The sequence below is a fragment of the Galactobacillus timonensis genome, assembly GCF_900240265.1.
Taxonomy (GTDB): Bacteria; Bacillota_I; Bacilli_A; order Erysipelotrichales; family Erysipelotrichaceae; genus Bulleidia; species Bulleidia timonensis.
Genome location: NZ_LT964739.1, coordinates 826,946 through 844,229 on the forward strand (window position 1 = coordinate 826,946; position 17,284 = coordinate 844,229).

Below are 17,284 nucleotides of genomic sequence, written 5' to 3' on the forward strand. Positions count from 1 at the left end.
GAATGTTCTATAGTGGTACCAGAGGTGATGAATATGCTTGCAGGAGCGATCATGGTACCGCATCCGCCAGTGGCGCTGCCGGAAGTTGGTCACGGGCGCGAACAACAGATGCAACTAACCGAGGAAGGCTATCGGGCGGCGGCTGAATTTGCGGCCGCATGCCATCCGGATACGCTGATCATTCTTTCGCCGCACGCTGTTATGTACCGGGACTGGTTCAATGTATCATCTGGAAATCGTGCCTATGGCGATATGGGCCAGTTTCGGGCTGGAAATGTAGCCTTTGATGTGCCTTATGATACGGAGTTTATCAATCAGCTCGATCATTTGATGCATACGAATCATTTTCCGGCTGGAACCGATTATGATCGGGATCGCATGCTGGATCATGGGACAATGGTGCCTTTGTATTTTCTAAATAGGGAAATTGGCCATCAGCTTCCAATTGTACGTATCGGTTTGAGCGGCCTTTCCCTTGTGCAGCACTATCGTTTCGGAATGTATCTGCGGCAGGTGATCGATGCGTCAGAAAAACAGTATTTCATCGTTGCCAGTGGCGATCTTTCGCATTGCCAGAAGGAAGATGGTCCCTACGGTTATCGTCCCGAAGGGCCGCAATACGATGTGCGTATCATGCGCACCATGGCATCCGGAAACTTTGGCGAGCTATTATCGTATGAACCGGCTTTTCTTTCCCGTGCGCAGGAATGCGGGCATCGCAGCTTTACGATTCTTGCCGGTGCTCTGGATCGTACGGCTGTTGAATGTACACGGATTAGCCATGAGGCTCCCTTCGGCGTCGGCTATGGGATCTGCACCTATCGGCCTTTGTGTTATGATGCGTCCCGCAGCTTCCTGGAACAGTATGAAGCGCAAGAAGAGAAAAAGAATGCGAAGATAAGCAGTGATCCGTACGCTGCCTTGGCGAGGCAGACCATTTCTCTTTATGTAACGACGGGGAAGATACTGTCTCTTCCACAGTCATTACCGCAGGAACTGTATTCTGCGCGCCATGGGGTCTTTGTATCGATTCATGAGTTTGGCGAACTTCGCGGGTGCATAGGAACAATTCATCCGGTCCAGAAGAATGTTGGTCTTGAGATTATCCACAACGCCATCAGCGCCTGCGCACGTGATCCGCGCTTTGAACCGGTGACGGCGCAGGAGCTGCCATATCTCACGGTTTCGGTCGATGAGCTTTCTGAGCCCGAAACCGTGGCCTTGGATTACAGGTTCAATGTTAAAAAAGATGGCATTCTTGTGTCCAAGGATAGTCGGCGGGGTGTTCTTCTTCCGGATCTGGAGGGGGTTGATACGCCTCAGCAGCAATTTTCAATTGCCTGCAGAAAAGCCGGTATTTCGCCGTCGGAAGCGGGGATTGTGCGCCAGCGGTTTGAGGTGATCCGCCATGTCTGAAATTATCTGTCATGTTTGTCACCGGGGCTGTCATCTAAAAGAAGGCCAGATCGGGTTCTGCCGGGCGAGAAAAAATGAGAATGGCAGGAATGTATGTGCCAATTATGGACGGATTACATCGATGGCGATGGATCCAATTGAAAAAAAGCCGCTGCGGAAGTTTTATCCGGGGCGTTCCATTCTTTCCGTCGGATCCTATGGGTGTAATTTTGCCTGCCCTTTTTGCCAGAATTACAGGATCTCGATGAGCGATGCGGATGCGGTGCGCTGGATCTCTGTTTCGCCGCAGGAACTGGCGGTGCGGGCACGTTCGATCCTGGGAAATCTTGGCGTTGCCTTCACTTACAATGAACCTTTGATATCGTATGAATACATCATTGATACGGCGCGTCTGTTACGGCCGGAGTATAAGATCGTTCTCGTCAGTAATGGCTGTGTCTCAAAAGATGTTCTTGATCAGCTGCTTCCCTATATCGATGCCATCAACATTGATCTGAAAGGTGACGAGGCATTTTATCGGGAGCTTGGGGGAAGCTATGCGCTTGTGAAACAGACAATTGCGTCATGTGTACCGCGCATTCATACGGAAGTGACGATGCTGGTGATCCCGGGTAAAAATGATAATCCGGCCTGGATCGATGCGGAAAGTACGTGGCTTTCGCAGCTGTCGGAAGATGTGGTGCTGCATCTGTCGCGGTATTTTCCGCGCTATCATTATGCGATCGAAGCGACGCCGCGGGAAACGATTCTGCAGCTGCAGCAGGCGGCGCAGAAACATCTGCGAAATGTATATACTGGGAATATGTGATGCGTGTTGATCTGAAGAAGCTGGAAGACGAGGCGAGGCGGAAGGATATTCCGCTGATGTTTGACGATGGGATGAATTATCTTTGCGATTACCTGAACTTTCATCCGGAAGTGATGCGGATTCTGGAGGCGGGGACGGCTGTCGGCTGGTCGAGCATGAAGATGGCATCGGTGCGCGACAACATTACGATCGATACGATCGAGATTGATGAAGAGCGCTATCAGGCGGCGAAGAAAAACATCGCGGCGGCGGGGCTGGATGATCGCATCTTCTGCTGGAACATGGATGCGCTCGACTATGCGACGGTAAAGTACTATGATCTGTTCTTTATTGATGCGGCCAAGTCGCAGTATGCACGTATGGTTAGGCATTTTCTTGCCTTTTCCTATGTGGGGTCCGTCTTTGTGTTCGACAACCTCAATTTCCATGGCATCGTCGATGATCCTTCGCTTTCAAACAATCGCTCGACGCTGCAGATGACGCGCAAGATTGCAAAGTTTCGCGACTGGCTGGCTGGCAACGATGCGTTTGCGACAGAGTTTCATCCGGAAATTGGAGATGGGATTGCGTTTGCAAAAAGGGTGAAATAAAAGAGAAACTGGATTTTGAATGTCCAATTTCTCTTTTTTCTTAGAAATGATGGCCGCCGGAACTGTGCATTCCGCCTGAGGAATGATACGTGGCTCCGCTTCCTCCGTTTAGGCTGCCGGAATCCTGCGGTGGCTTTGGAACGTGGCGAACGGTGCGGTTTCGGAACATAAAGTAATCCTGATATACTTCCAGATCCAGCTTCTTGTTCTGGTAGATGCCAGCGTTTTTCTGTATGCCTGTGTTGTTCAGCGCCTGTCGGCGTACCAGATTGATGATGAATGCCAGGACTGCTGCTGCGATCGCTGCCCATGGCAGATAGCTGAAGAATTGTTCCTTGCGCTGCTGAGGCGTCGTTTCTACGAGATGCTGGCTGATGGGTGGATCGGTATAGACCGGTTCGTAGTAGGCGTAATCACTGTTTTCCAGGATGGAAGCCGCTTGATTAAGGAATGCCTGGGCGCCGCCGTTCCAGTCATCGTTACGGAAATAGTCCAGGACAATATCGTTGAGATTGTCGAGTTCACTGGTTGTAAAGACATCGGTCGCGGCACCATAGCTGAAGCTGTCAAAATAACGATCCTCGACGGCAACGGCGAGCAGGATGCCGCTTTTTCCATCGCCCCAGCCTAAGCCATGGTTGTAATAGGTGTATTCGGCAAACTCACTGTCACTGTAGCCGTGCATCGTATCGGTGAAGACGACATAGATGCCGATTTCGTTGGCAGTGCAGATTTCTTCGGCCGCCTGTTCGAGTGTTGAATACTCTTCCGTTGTTAATACACCAGCATCATCAATGATGCAGCTGCCTTCGCTATGTACCGGCAGAAGGGACCATGACATTGTCAGCATGCATGCCAGCAGGATGGTCAGGTGTTTTATCATGTTCCGCATCTTAGAAGCCTCCCGCCATCCCGTAGGCAATCAGAGAAAAAATGAAGAAGAAAATCAGAAACAGAAGGATCGTTGAGCGGATGAAGGCATTGGAGTCCGCCGGCAGCTCGCCGACGACCTTTCCGTTTTGACCGTTGATGGCAAACTGGTAGGTCTTGTTGTGCCACGTTGTGGCAAGCATCCAAACGGGGAGAAAGACATATTCCGCATTCTCTTTTGTTGGCTGGATACTTTGGGCGACGCGGATCACCTGTTGATAGCCGATCGTTGTTGCATCGAGCGCATTCTGCGTCGTGCGGATCATTCTCTCTTCGGCACGGGACCGGTTTTCTTCCGCCGTAATGTCATAGCTGTCAGCGATACATCCGGCCATGTAGGAGGATTGGAAGGAAACGAGCTTTGTATAATCAAAGGGCTCCAGAGAATCCATGTATTCATCCCTCATCTGCTTCGACGCATCGGCGGGAACATAATGAAAATCTGTATTGCCGCGGCGCACGAGGCGGAAATGATCCGTCTCAGTTACGATATCGTCTCCCTGAGGATATTCGTTGATCCGAATCGCGTCATACAAAGCATCGATCGAAATATTTGCATCATAGAGCCAGAAAGGGACATAGACGCTCTGTACTTTCTGAATCTGGTTTTCGGAAGAAAAATCGCGGGGAAGAAACGGCTTTCCATGATAGAAGCTTCGCAGCGCCTCCTCTGCCTGCTGTTTGGTGATCTGAAACGGAAGGATCGCGGCCGGTTTTTTTGCCTTGAACTGGGAAGCGATGATATTGGTATTGCCACAATAAGGACACAGGGTCACGGCCGTGTTCTCACTGGCGTAGAGATTTGCACCGCAGGAAGGGCAGGAATAGGCGCGCAGCTGTGCGGCCTCTGCCTGTGAATACTGATCATCCTGCTGCGTCAGAACTACGGTATTGGCCGCCTGCTCTTCTTTAGCGGCGAAATATGCCTGAACCTCAGCTTCCGTGAAGGTGCTGTCACAATAGGGGCAGGCCAGCTTCTGCTTTGCAGGATCAAACTTCAGCGGGCCGCCGCAGTTGGGACATTTGTATTCGAATGTATCAGAGGGCATGGATTACATCTGCGGCTTCTTTGTCCCGCAATGGGAGCAGAAGTTGCCTGTATTCTTTGTGCCGCACTTTGGGCAGTACCATTCCTGGGCACTGGAGGAATTATCTGCGGCCTGGGCATAGAGGTTATTGACATTGATTCCGCCGGCATTCTGAGCCATGTTTACGCCCATGAATCCGTTGACGGCGCCATTGGCGTTTTTGGCCGCATCCTGCATCGCCTGTGCCTGGGCGCCGACTAATGTTGCTGCCGCAAGGGCAGGGTTCGTGTAGGCGGCGTTGCGCTGCATCTGTTTGAGCATCGTTTCATCTTCTTCGTTGGCGCTGATCGATGAGATGCCGAAAGAGACGATGACGATTCCGCGCAGATCTTTCCACTTTTTCGAGAGCTGCTCATTTAATGCGTCCGCAAGTTCTGTTGTATGAGCAGGCACTTCGCTGTAGCGAACGCCTTTGGCGGAAACAGCCGCAAAGGCAGGCTGCAGGGCAGTGAGAAGTTCGCTGCGCAGCTGATCCTCCAGCTGATCAACGGTATAGGCATTAGAAACATTGCCGCAGACGTTGGTATAGAAGAGGATGGGGTCCTCTACCTTAATGCTGTATTCACCAAAACACCGGACACCGATATCAATATCGATGCCGGCACGGGCGTCGACAACGCGGAACGGGACCGCATTCGGTGTACCGTATTTGAGACCTGGAAGTTCTTTGGTATTGAAATAGTAGACGCGCTGATCCTGCGCCGCGCTGCCGCCGAAGGTGAAGCGTTTGCCAATCTCAGAGAATACACCCTTGACACTTGAGGCGAGATTGCCGGTAAAAAGAGACGGAGAAGCAGAGGAGTCCCAGGTATATTCCCCAGGCTGGGCACAGATATCGACGACCTGTCCCTGTTCCGTGATGATGGCACATTGGCCGTCTGCTACGGCAACGATGGAGCCGTCGGTGATGATGTTGTCTTTGGGATGGGATCCGAATCCTTTTGTTTTATGCGAAGCCTTGACGGCTATTGTGTTTGCGCCAAGTGCGTCGCAGTAGAAGTAATCTTTCCAGGAGTCGGAAAGGGTGGAACTGATGGCACTGATGCCTGCCTGAATGAATCCCATAGATATGTACCTTCCTTTCGGTTGATTCAAGAAAATTATAGTTGAGCAGTTGAATGTTTCATAGTCTGGAAACAATATTAGACAAGAATGCCGTTTGACCATGGGCCCGGTTCGACACATGTACCATGGGGATTTTGTGAACTACTCTGCTCATTAGAGACGAGTAGTTCACGTTACTTACATCGTTAAATGAGCCTTCGTGCATGAATCTGCCTGCGAGAAGACGAGAGCGATTTTCTGTACGCATGAGCTTCGTTGATACAGGTTGACGATTGCTCAGGCAGGTTCTATACTAATCAAGCGCACTTTTTGTGTGCGTATTCAGATGCGTGGGAGGACAGCAACTGTCCGCATACCACTGCATGTGAAACTTTCTATAGATAGGAGGAAAGCCACATGGCAAAGAAAGTTGCAAAGATCAGCAAACTTCAGTTCCCGGCCGGCGGTGCGAAACCGGGACCTGCTCTGGCAGCTGCAGGCATCAACATGCCGAAGTTCTGCACAGAGTTCAATGACAAGACCAAGGATCGCAAGGGCGACATTGTTCCTGTTATCATCACCGCTTATGAGGATAAGTCGTTTGACTTCGTTCTCAAGACGACTCCGGCAGCAGTTCTTCTGAAGAAGGCTGCAGGCGTTGAGACTGCATCCGGTACGCCGAACAAGACGACGGCCGGCAAGATTACGGCTGCTCAGCTCAAGGAGATCGCTGAGTACAAGATGCCGGATCTGAACGCAAACGATGTTGATGCGGCAATGAAGATCATTGCCGGCACGGCCAAGAATATGGGCATCGCAATTGAAGGCTGGGAGGCAAAGTAAGATGGCTGGAAAGAAGTATAAGGCTGCGCTCGCCCAGGTCGATCGCACAAAGACATACCCGTATGCAGAGGCAGTTGCCCTCGCTAAGAAGACGAGCACGACGAAGTTTGATTCTTCGATTGAGGCTTGCTTCAATCTGAACATTGATCCGCGTCAGGCAGATCAGAATATCCGTGGCGCTATGGTTCTTCCCAATGGCACCGGCCGTTCGCAGAAGGTTCTGGTTATTGCGGATGGTGCCAAGGCTGAGGAAGCCAAGGCTGCAGGTGCTGATTTCGTCGGTGCCGATGATATGCTCGAGCAGATCAAGAATGGCTGGCTGGGCTTCGATGTTATCGTTGCGACGCCGAACATGATGGGCAAGCTTGGCCGTTTCGGTAAGCTGCTTGGTCCGAAGGGCCTGATGCCGAACCCTAAGACGGGTACGGTTACGATGAACATTGCGCAGGCTGTTGAAGAGATCAAGAAGGGCAAGGTTGAGTATCGTACGGATAAGGATGGCAACGTCAACGTTATGATTGGCAAGGCTTCCTTCTCGGAAGAGGCTCTGGCTGAGAACTTCAAGGCTCTCTATGATCAGATTGCCAAGGTTCGTCCGGCTTCGGTCAAGGGCAACTACATGAACTCGGTTACTGTCGCTTCGACGATGGGCCCGGGCGTCAAGGTTACGATTGCGTAATTCATTTAACAATGAGGACATTCCAATGCGGAGTGTCCTTTTTTTCTAAGGCAATGTCATTACCCGGCCTGGATAGGGGCATTAGGCTATAATGGATGCACGTGAATATTAATCAGGAGGTAATATGGCCGATTGGCAGGTAAAGGTACTGGAGGTAAAAGAATCGGTGCTTGCGGATAATGATTCGGATGCGAATGTGCTGCGTCAGGAAAACCGTGAACGGGGCATCTGTTACTACAACCTCATGTCTTCGCCGGGGGCGGGTAAGACGACATTTCTGAAGGGGACGATCAGGCGTTTGAAGGATACGGTCCGCTTCGGTGTGATGGAAGCCGATATTGATTCGGATGTTGATGCGCAGACGATTGCGCGGCTCGGGGTTCCGGCGGTTCAGGTTCATACGGGAGGAATGTGCCATCTCGATGCGGATATGTCGCGGCAGGGTCTGCGCGAACTTCCGCTTTCTTCACTGGATCTTGTGATTCTGGAGAACGTTGGCAATCTTGTGTGCCCCGCCGAATTTGATACCGGTGCATGGAAGAATATCGTTCTGCTGTCGGTGCCGGAAGGTGACGATAAGCCGCTCAAATATCCGCTGATGTTTGAAAAGGCGGATGTCGTCGTGATTACGAAGATCGATGCGCTGGAGGCGTTTGACTTTGACTGTGAGCGTGTGAAGCATAATATTGCGCTGCGCAATCCCAGTGTTCCTGTCTTCTTTGTGTCGTCGGTGAGCGGCGAAGGCATGGACGCATGGTGCACATGGCTCAAAAACGATCTCAACGCATGGAAGGAGGCGGCACATGTCTGAAGTCAAAGTGATCAACGTCAACGTCGGCGTCTTTGAAGAAAACAACCGGATTGCCGACCGGGTACGTGAACTTAACAAAGAGAGCGGAACCTTCCTGGTCAATATCATGGCTTCGCCCGGTGCCGGTAAGACGTCGGTGCTGCTGCGGACGATTGCAGCATTAAAGGATGCGTACCGGATCGGTGTTATGGAAGCTGACATCGATGCGACCGTCGACGCCGAGAAGATGAAGCAGGCAGGCGTCCGCTCAATCCAGGTTCATACAGGCGGCGAATGTGCCATGGACGCGTCCATGACCATGCAGGCGATCAAAGAGTTTGACGCCGGCGGTCTGGATCTTCTGTTTCTTGAAAATGTGGGCAATCTCGTGTGCCCCGCAGAACAGGACACCGGCTCCAATATCAATGTCGAAATTCTCTCTGTACCTGAGGGCGATGATAAGCCGCTCAAGTATCCGCTGATGTTCCAGGTGTGTCAGTGCATTCTGGTCAACAAGACCGATACACGGAAATTCTTCGCGTTTGATGATGCGGCCTTTGTGCAGCGGATCCATGATTTAAATCCGGATGCGAAGATCATCTTCCTTTCGGCAAAAACCGGAGAAGGATTTGAGGAATGGATTTCCTGGCTCAAGGAACAGATCGAACGGCCAGGAACAAAATCAGGAGGCAAGGAATGAAGGCACCGTTTTCCAGTTATCTGGCAGGAATCGAACAGCCGCTGCAGCAGCTGATCGATATTCTTTCTAAGGAGTATGAATATGTCAGTGCCCTGGCAACCGATTCGCCAGCGCTGGCTGCTGTTGTCCGCCGCGGGACACAGAGTGTAACAACCAATTCTTTGACGGCGGAGAGGGGTATTGTGATCCGTGTCATGAACGATGGTCACTATCGTGAGTATGCGTTGAATACCTTTGATCCTTCAGATGTTGAAGGTACAGCGAAGCGGATCGCTTCTTCGCTGGCGGCGCAGGACGCAATCCTTTCAAAGACTGCTGCAAGCATCTATGCGACGGGGGCGATCCCGGATGAGCCGGATGAGATCTTTTATGAGTCCGAAGTGCAGCAGCTGCCTGAGGAGGCGGATCTGGACGGGCTTCTCGGGAAGCTGAACGGATTGTATGCGCAGGTGACGGAGGAGAATCCGGATCTGCTTAACTTCATGCTCAGTGTATCGTCGACGCATATCAATAAGATGTTTCTTTCGAAGCACAAGCATCTGAAGCAGAGCTATGTCATTGCGGAGGTGTATGCGATTTCGGTCGGTATGGCGGATGGACGCGTAATTCCGTCATACAGCGCGGACTCGGGTCTTTGCGGCCTGGAAATTGTGGACCGGCTCCCTCAGCTTGCGAAGCAGTCGCTGGCGAAGCTGGCGGATCTGAAGAAGGCGGAGCCGATTGCACCGGGTGAATATGATGTGATTGCCAACCCTGAGGTTGCCGGTGTCATTGCGCACGAAGCGTTCGGCCATGGCATGGAAATGGATATGTTCGTCAAGAACAGAGCACTCGCCAGGGAAAAGATGGGTGAGAAGATTGCGTCCAGCCTTGTTACGATGCATGAAGGTGCGCTGTGTGCACAGAATGTTACGTCGTATGCCTTCGATGATGAAGGTACCAGGGCCGGTGATGTGATCGAGATTGATCATGGAATTTTGAGAAACGGCATCTGCGATGCACTGAGCGCGGTTCGTCTTGGCATTCAGCCGACGGGTAACGGGAAGCGTCAAAACTTTGAACATAAAGTCTATACGCGGATGACGAATACGTTGTTTGATTCGGGAGACAGTACGCTGGCAGAGATGATTTCCTCCATTTCGTACGGTTATCTTCTGGAAGGGATCAGCTCGGGCATGGAGGATCCGAAGCACTGGGGCATTCAGTGCATCCTCACTCTGGGCAGAGAAATCAGGGACGGAAAGCTGACGGGGAAGGTCGTTTCTCCGATCATTATGACGGGCTATGTGCCGGATCTTTTGAACAGTATTTCGATGGTTTCCAATGACCGCGGCGTCTATGGATCCGGCTATTGCGGAAAGGGCTACAAGGAGTTTGTCAAGGTGTCCGATGGCGGACCGTATCTGAAGATGAAAGCGAGGCTGGGCTGATGAACAGTGAACTTCTGGAAACAGTAAAGCAGGCAGGCGCCGATGCCTGGGAGATCCATGAAAATAAAGAGACGGGATGGGAGTTTTACTTCATCCGCCACAATCTGGATCAGAACCGCGCGGTCAATGTGACGCATACCTTTGTGAAGCTGTACAAGCGCAGTGAAGACGGGAAAAGAATAGGATCGGCGCAGGCGGAGTTTGCCCCGACGTCTTCCAAGGAAGTGTGGGCTGCTGAGCTGCAGAAGCTGCTCAAGGCCGCATCGCTGGGAACGGCGGAAAACTATGAGCTGGTGAGCGGGGATGAGAATGCGCCGGCTTCGGCAGATTTTGTGCGGGAACCGATTGAGGGGATGGCATCCGATTTCATTACGATGATGAAAGAAATTCCCCAGACGGCGACAGAGGATATTAACAGCTATGAGATCTTTACGAAGGTGAGTGAGGTTTCGTACTGGAATTCGAACGGAGTTTCATTGACGCAGAAGGTACCTTCCTCATTTCTGGAAGTGATCGTGGATGCGCGCAATGAGAGCCATGAGATTGAGCTGTACCGCAGCTATCAGGGCGGCGGCTGCGATCGGGCGATGGTTGGTGATGACCTGCAGCGGGCGATGGTGATGGGAAGAGACCGTCTCCATACAGAACCGACACCGAAGCTGGGCACGTATCCAGTGGTATTTACGACGGGGGATGCGGTGGCGTTCTACAATTTCTTTCTGCAGCAGCTTTCGGCGGACGCGGTTTATGGAAAGATGTCGCAGTTTACGATCGGGAAAAACATCTGCGCAGATGATGCGGCGGGCGGTGACAGGCTGACAATAAGGGCCGTGAAGGAGCTTGCCAATTCTTCGGCCAATGCGCTGTTTGATGCGGATGGCGCTTTGATCCGTGACGAGACGCTGCTGGAGGACAATATTCCGGTGCATTTCTGGGGTTCGCGGCAGTTTGCGCAGTATCTTGGTTTACAGGATACGTTCCGGGTCGGCAATTTTGCGGCGGGCGGTGGTACGCATGAGGATGCGGATCTGGCGAAGGAAGACTATCTGGAGCCGGTTGAATTTTCGGATTTCCAGGTGGAGGGCAACGGTGATTTCTTCGGCGAGATCCGGCTCGCGTACTGGCACCATGGATCTGAGGTGACACCGGTATCGGGCGGCTCGGTGTCGGGCAACGTGCTGAAGCTGCTGGGGACGCTGACGATGTCCAAACATCAGAAGCAGTATGATCATGCACTGATTCCGGCGTGGACGCGGCTGGACGGAGTGACGGTGAGCGGCGTCGAAGATCGCTGAGCATGTTATTCGCTTCCGCTCTTTGTTCCTGTTAGGATCATGGCGGGGAGAGTGTTATGAAGAAAATTACATGGTTTTATCTGGAAGACTGCCCTTATTGCAAGAATGCAAAGAAGGCGCTGGCGGAGCTGAAGGAAGAAAATCCGGCATACAAGGATGTGGAGATTGATTTCATTGAAGAAAATGCGCATCCGGATATTGTGGACAAGTATGACTATCACGCTGTTCCGTGCCTGTGGATTGGCGATGAGAAGCTGTATGAGGCACATCTCTTTGAGAAGTATGATGAGACAAAGGCCAATGTGCAGCGTGTGCTGGATGCGGCATTAAAGTAAGTATGTATATGGGGGAACTGACACGGATCAGAGACAGAATCCGGTGCCGGTTCCTTTTTGTAGGATCCTGATTGAGGATTGAAAGCAACAGCAGCCAACAGCAAAAAAAGGTAAAAATAATGTGAAAAATCTGTCAAACAGGCTATACTACGAGTGCGAGTGGTAATAAACGCTATAAAAAACCGCTTTCCGGGGAAATTTTCACAGCGGCGGAAATTTTTGACGAAAAATTGCAAAAAATACTTGCACAGGAAAAAGAATAGCGATAGATTAGATGAGCACTCGCCGAGAAGCGATGCAGTGATCTTTGAAAACCGAACAGGAAATAAAGCACAGAACAAGAACGTCAATTCAAAAGGAATTGACTGACGAAAGTCAGTTAAAAGAGTCAAATCAAATGGAGAGTTTGATCCTGGCTCAGGATAAACGCTGGCGGCGTGCCTAATACATGCAAGTCGATCGGAGAGTTTCAAGCTTGCTTGAGACTTTCAGAGGCGAACGGGTGAGTAATACATAAGCAACCTGCCCACGAAGACCGGGATAACATCTGGAAACGGGTACTAAAACCGGATAGGTAATAGAACCGCATGGTTCGATTATTAAAGGAGAGAAACACTGGTGGATGGGCTTATGGCGCATTAGTTAGTTGGTGAGGTAACGGCCCACCAAGACGATGATGCGTAGCCGGACTGAGAGGTTGAACGGCCACATTGGGACTGAGAGACGGCCCAGACTCCTACGGGAGGCAGCAGTAGGGAATTTTCGGCAATGGGCGGAAGCCTGACCGAGCAACGCCGCGTGAGTGATGAAGTTTTTCGGAATGTAAAGCTCTGTTGCGCGGGACGAATGGAGAGGGAGGACCCTCTTGTGACGGTACCGCGCGAGGAAGCCACGGCTAACTACGTGCCAGCAGCCGCGGTAATACGTAGGTGGCGAGCGTTATCCGGAATTATTGGGCGTAAAGGGTGCGCAGGCGGCCTTTTAAGTTCAAGGTGAAAGCGTGGGGCTCAACCCCATAAAGCCTTGGATACTGGGAGGCTGGAGTACTGGAGAGGACAGCGGAATTCCATGTGTAGCGGTAAAATGCGTAGATATATGGAGGAACACCGGAGGCGAAGGCGGCTGTCTGGACAGTAACTGACGCTGAGGCACGAAAGCGTGGGGAGCAAATAGGATTAGATACCCTAGTAGTCCACGCTGTAAACGATGAATACTAAGTGTTGGGGAGACCCAGTGCTGCAACAAACGCAATAAGTATTCCGCCTGTGGAGTATGCACGCAAGTGTGAAACATAAAGGAATTGACGGGGGCCCGCACAAGCGGTGGAGTATGTGGTTTAATTCGACGCAACGCGAAGAACCTTACCAGGCCTTGACATCCCCTGCGAAACTGTAGAGATACAGCAGAGGTTATCAGGGAGACAGGTGGTGCATGGTTGTCGTCAGCTCGTGTCGTGAGATGTTGGGTTAAGTCCCGCAACGAGCGCAACCCTTGTCTTCAGTTACCAGCATCAAGTTGGGGACTCTGGAGAGACTGCCGGTGATAAACCGGAGGAAGGCGGGGATGACGTCAAATCATCATGCCCCTTATGGCCTGGGCTACACACGTACTACAATGGCAGATACAACGAGGAGCGACACTGCGAGGTGAAGCGAATCTCTTAAAGTCTGTCTCAGTTCGGATTGAAGTCTGCAACCCGACTTCATGAAGCTGGAATCGCTAGTAATCGCGGATCAGCATGCCGCGGTGAATACGTTCTCGGGCCTTGTACACACCGCCCGTCATACCATGAGAGTCGGCAATACCCGAAGCCGGCGGCCGAACCCCGCAAGGGGAAGGAACCGTCGAAGGCAGGGCCGATGATTGGGGTCAAGTCGTAACAAGGTATCCCTACGAGAACGTGGGGATGGATCACCTCCTTTCTAAGGAGCAAGATGTACAAGCAAGCACGTTCAAAGGGAGTGCAGTTTCCTGTTTGGTTTTCAGAGATCAAAAGATCTCTGAAGAGGAATGTTCTTTGAAAACTGAATAACAGAGAAAGACATAACAGAAAAGGAAAGTCTTTCTGAATAGTTGAAAAGATTTTAAAGAAGTCTGAACTGAAAAACAGTAAAAGACTTGGATAACAGTTCTCAGTAAGCCGTGTAAGAAGAGAATCTTACGCGAAGTGATTAAATGAAGAAGAGCGTACGGCGGATGTCTTGGCATATAGAGCAGAAGAAGGACGCAGCGAACGGCGAAACGCCGCGGGGAGCCGTAAACAGGCAACGATCCGCGGGTATCCGAATGGGGGAACCCGGCACCCGTAACGGGGTGTCATCATCAGTTGAATACATAGGCTGATGAGTAAAACCCGGCGAATTGAAACATCTTAGTAGCCGGAGGAGAAGAAAACAAACGTAATTCCGGGAGTAGTGGCGAGCGAAACCGGAGGAGCCCAAACCGATCTAAGGGTCGGGGTAGAAGGACCGCAATAAAGAGACTGATTGAGCCAGCCGAATGAGATTGAAAGCTCAGCCGCAGGAGGTGCAAGCCCTGTAGGCGAAGGCGAGAGAGGCTCGAGCGGGATCCTGAGTACGTCGGGGCACGTGGAATCCTGACGGAAGCAGCCGGAACCATCCGGCAAGGCTAAATACTCCTATATGACCGATAGTGCACCAGTACCATGAGGGAAAGATGAAAAGAACCGCGGGAGCGGAGTGAAACAGATCCTGAAACCGTATGCTTACAAAAAGTCAGAGCACATTGATGTGTGATGGCGTGCCTTTTGTAGAATGAACCGGCGAGTTATCCTTGCATGCGAGGTTAAGCAGACAATGCGGAGCCGCAGCGAAAGCGAATCTGAACAGGGTGAGCAGTATGCAGGGATAGACCCGAAGCTGTAGTGATCTAGTCATGAGCAGGTTGAAGGATGGGTGAAACCATCTGGAGGACCGAACCGACCCCCGTTGAAACGTTGGCGGATGACTTGTGATTAGCGGAGAAATTCCAATCGAACACAGCGATAGCTGGTTCTCCCCGAAATAGCTTTAGGGCTAGCGTGGGGTGAAGAGATGCGGAGGTAGAGCACTGAAATCACGCGGGTGGCACCTAGCCATACCAACTGATATCAAACTCCGAATGCCGTATTTTAGTACCCTGCAGTCAGACTGCGAGTGATAAGGTCCGTGGTCAAAAGGGAAACAGCCCGTAATCAACAGATAAGGTCCCAAAATCTGCGCTAAGTGGAAAAGGATGTGGAGACGCGTAAACAGCTAGGAGGTTAGCTCAGAAGCAGCGACCCTTGAAAGAGTGCGTAACAGCTCACTAGTCGAGTATCTCTGCGCCGAAAATTAACCGGGGCTAAGCGCAGTACCGAATCTTTGGATTCGTACTGAAAAGTATGAGTGGTAGGGGAGCGTTCCATGGAGCGTTGAAGCCATACCGTAAGGAGTGGTGGAGCGCATGGAAGTGAGAATGCCGGTGTGAGTAGCGAGAAATCAGTGAGAATCTGATTCAGCGTAAGTCCAAGGTTTCCAGGGGAAGGTTCGTCCTCCCTGGGTAAGCCGGGAACTAAGGCGAGGCCGAAAGGCGTAGTCGATGAACAGCAGGTTGATATTCCTGCGCACGGTTGATGAGTGAAGGAGTGACAGAGAAGGGAAGCGTGAGCCCTGAATGGATTGGGCAGGACGTGCATATAGAAGGCTGGCAGGGAAATCCGTCAGCGGAATTCAAAGCACGGACCGAGTGAACGGGGAGACCCAAGTAGCGAAGAGCGTGGACCCAGCTCTCAAGAAAAGCTTCTGGCGTTAATCATCAATTGTCCCGTACCAAAACCGACACAGGTGGACGAGGCGAATAGCCTAAGCTGAGCGAGAGAACTGTTGCCAAGGAACTCGGCAAATTGACCCCGTACGTTAGCTAGAAGGGGTACTCGAAAGAGTCGCAGAAAAAAGGCCCTAGCAACTGTTTAACTAAAACACAGCTCTCTGCCAAGCCGCAAGGCGAAGTATAGGGGGTGACACCTGCCCGGTGCTGGAAGGTCAAAAGGAAGTGTCCGGAGCAATCCAAAGCACAGAATTGAAGCCCCAGTGAACGGCGGCCGTAACTATAACGGTCCTAAGGTAGCGAAATTCCTTGTCAGGTAAGTTCTGACCCGCACGAAAGGTGTAATGATTTGGGCACTGTCTCGGCAGCAGACTCGGTGAAATCTTAGTACCTGTGAAGATGCAGGTTACCCGCAACTAGACGGAGAGACCCCATGGAGCTTTACTGCAGTCTGCTATTGAGTTTCGGTTAAATATGCACAGGATAGGTGGGAGACTAAGAGGCTGGATCTTTGGATTCATCGGAGTCAATGTTGGGATACCACTCTTATTTAATTGAAATTCTAACCGTATGCCGTAAACCGGGTACGGGACCGTGGCAGATGGGCAGTTTGACTGGGGCGGTCGCCTCCCAAAGAGTAACGGAGGCGCTCAAAGGTACTCTCAGAATGGTTGGAAATCATTCATCGAGCGTAAATGCAGAAGAGTGCTTGACTGCGAGACAAACAGGTCGAGCAGGGACGAAAGTCGGAATTAGTGATCCGGCGGTGCAGAATGGAATGGCCGTCGCTTAACGGATAAAAGCTACCCTGGGGATAACAGGCTGATCTCCCCCAAGAGTTCACATCGACGGGGAGGTTTGGCACCTCGATGTCGGCTCATCGCATCCTGGAGGTGAATTCGCTTCCAAGGGTTGGGCTGTCCGCCCATTAAAGCGGTACGCGAGCTGGGTTCAAAACGTCGTGAGACAGTTTGGTCCCTATCTGTTGTGGGCGTTGGAAGTTTGAGGAGAGCTGTCCCTAGTACGAGAGGACCAGGATGGACATTCCTACGGTGTACCGGTTGTCGCGCCAGCGGCATGGCCGGGTAGCTGAGAATGGATCGGATAAACGCTGAAGGCATCTAAGCGTGAAACCGGCTCCAAGATGAGACTTCCCCTTCCTTGAGAAGATAAGATCCCTCGAAGACGACGAGGTTGATAGGTCAGGGGTGTAAGTGCCGTGAGGCATTGAGCTGACTGATACTAATTGATCGAAGATTTATTCACACGAGACTATTATCCAAAGAAGAAATCGAAACGCCATTTAGAAAGACCAACATTCTATTACGTCTGTACTGTTATTCAGTTTTCAGGGAGCAATCCCCTGATATGATCCGGTGACGATACCGCAGTGGTCACACCTGTTCCCATCCCGAACACAGAAGTTAAGCACTGCAGGGGCGGACATAGCCTTTGGCAAAGTATGCACGCCGCCGGGTTCTCTCGAGAAGATCGAAGCGATCTTCTCTTTTTTAATGTGTTTTGGAGGC

At 51.5% G+C, this 17,284-nt stretch carries 13 protein-coding genes and 3 rRNA genes; 13 read left to right on the forward strand and 3 right to left on the reverse strand.

Annotation, left to right across the window (positions count from 1 at the left end; translation table 11 throughout):
* Positions 1-33 precede the first annotated feature (33 nt).
* From amrA to C1714_RS03910, 3 genes are read left to right on the forward strand one after another with little or no spacing between them, the layout of a single operon-like run.
* On the forward strand, positions 34-1,416 hold the full coding sequence (gene amrA / locus C1714_RS03900) for an AmmeMemoRadiSam system protein A (protein ID WP_102341965.1): 1,383 nt from the start codon (positions 34-36) through the stop codon (positions 1,414-1,416).
* On the forward strand, positions 1,409-2,224 hold the full coding sequence (locus C1714_RS03905; RefSeq protein ID WP_102341966.1) for a radical SAM protein: 816 nt from the start codon (positions 1,409-1,411) through the stop codon (positions 2,222-2,224). Before amrA ends, C1714_RS03905 begins: the two co-directional genes overlap by 8 nt.
* On the forward strand, positions 2,224-2,814 hold the full coding sequence (locus C1714_RS03910; RefSeq protein WP_245305034.1) for an O-methyltransferase: 591 nt from the start codon (positions 2,224-2,226) through the stop codon (positions 2,812-2,814). The genes C1714_RS03905 and C1714_RS03910 overlap by 1 nt, the downstream gene beginning before the upstream one ends.
* A gap of 40 nt (positions 2,815-2,854) precedes the next feature.
* Here the strand turns inward: C1714_RS03910 and C1714_RS03915 are convergent, their stop codons facing one another.
* Genes C1714_RS03915 through C1714_RS03925 form a run of 3 tightly spaced genes read right to left on the reverse strand, consistent with a single transcriptional unit; the run spans position 2,855 to position 5,897 of the window.
* Positions 2,855-3,706 carry a TPM domain-containing protein gene (locus tag C1714_RS03915; RefSeq protein WP_102341968.1) on the reverse strand — a complete coding sequence of 284 codons (852 nt, stop codon included), beginning with the start codon at positions 3,704-3,706 and terminating at the stop codon, positions 2,855-2,857.
* 1 nt (position 3,707) lies between these two features.
* A complete protein-coding gene (locus C1714_RS03920; protein WP_102341969.1) occupies positions 3,708-4,793 on the reverse strand; it encodes a TFIIB-type zinc ribbon-containing protein in 1,086 nt (361 codons plus the stop codon).
* 3 nt (positions 4,794-4,796) lie between these two features.
* Positions 4,797-5,897, reverse strand: a complete 1,101-nt coding sequence (locus C1714_RS03925) for an SPFH domain-containing protein (protein WP_102341970.1) — start codon at positions 5,895-5,897, stop codon at positions 4,797-4,799.
* 396 nt (positions 5,898-6,293) lie between these two features.
* Between C1714_RS03925 and rplK the strand changes: the two genes are divergently transcribed.
* The 10 genes from rplK to rrf all read left to right on the forward strand — a co-directional run bounded on the left by rplK (position 6,294) and on the right by rrf (position 17,233).
* Entirely contained in the window at positions 6,294-6,719 is a 426-nt protein-coding gene (gene rplK, locus C1714_RS03930; RefSeq protein ID WP_102341971.1) for a 50S ribosomal protein L11, read from the forward strand.
* A 1-nt stretch (position 6,720) separates the two neighbouring features.
* The gene (gene rplA, locus C1714_RS03935; protein ID WP_102341972.1) at positions 6,721-7,398 is read left to right on the forward strand and encodes a 50S ribosomal protein L1; all 678 of its coding nucleotides are present in this window, start codon (positions 6,721-6,723) and stop codon (positions 7,396-7,398) included.
* 124 nt (positions 7,399-7,522) lie between these two features.
* Positions 7,523-8,209 carry a hydrogenase nickel incorporation protein HypB gene (hypB, locus tag C1714_RS03940; protein WP_102341973.1) on the forward strand — a complete coding sequence of 229 codons (687 nt, stop codon included), beginning with the start codon at positions 7,523-7,525 and terminating at the stop codon, positions 8,207-8,209.
* Entirely contained in the window at positions 8,202-8,888 is a 687-nt protein-coding gene (gene hypB, locus C1714_RS03945) for a hydrogenase nickel incorporation protein HypB (RefSeq protein WP_102341974.1), read from the forward strand. Before hypB (C1714_RS03940) ends, hypB (C1714_RS03945) begins: the two co-directional genes overlap by 8 nt.
* A complete protein-coding gene (locus C1714_RS03950) occupies positions 8,885-10,318 on the forward strand; it encodes a TldD/PmbA family protein (RefSeq protein WP_102341975.1) in 1,434 nt (477 codons plus the stop codon). Before hypB (C1714_RS03945) ends, C1714_RS03950 begins: the two co-directional genes overlap by 4 nt.
* Positions 10,318-11,613, forward strand: a complete 1,296-nt coding sequence (locus C1714_RS03955; protein ID WP_102341976.1) for a metallopeptidase TldD-related protein — start codon at positions 10,318-10,320, stop codon at positions 11,611-11,613. Before C1714_RS03950 ends, C1714_RS03955 begins: the two co-directional genes overlap by 1 nt.
* Before the next feature lie 56 nt (positions 11,614-11,669).
* Positions 11,670-11,948, forward strand: a complete 279-nt coding sequence (locus tag C1714_RS03960) for a glutaredoxin family protein (RefSeq protein WP_102341977.1) — start codon at positions 11,670-11,672, stop codon at positions 11,946-11,948.
* Between the two features lie 394 nt (positions 11,949-12,342).
* Positions 12,343-13,870, forward strand: a 16S ribosomal RNA gene (locus tag C1714_RS03965).
* A gap of 247 nt (positions 13,871-14,117) precedes the next feature.
* Positions 14,118-17,021 (forward strand): 23S ribosomal RNA (locus tag C1714_RS03970).
* A 106-nt stretch (positions 17,022-17,127) separates the two neighbouring features.
* Positions 17,128-17,233 (forward strand): 5S ribosomal RNA (gene rrf, locus C1714_RS03975).
* The 16S, 23S and 5S rRNA genes sit together here, the layout of an rRNA operon.
* Positions 17,234-17,284 lie beyond the last annotated feature (51 nt).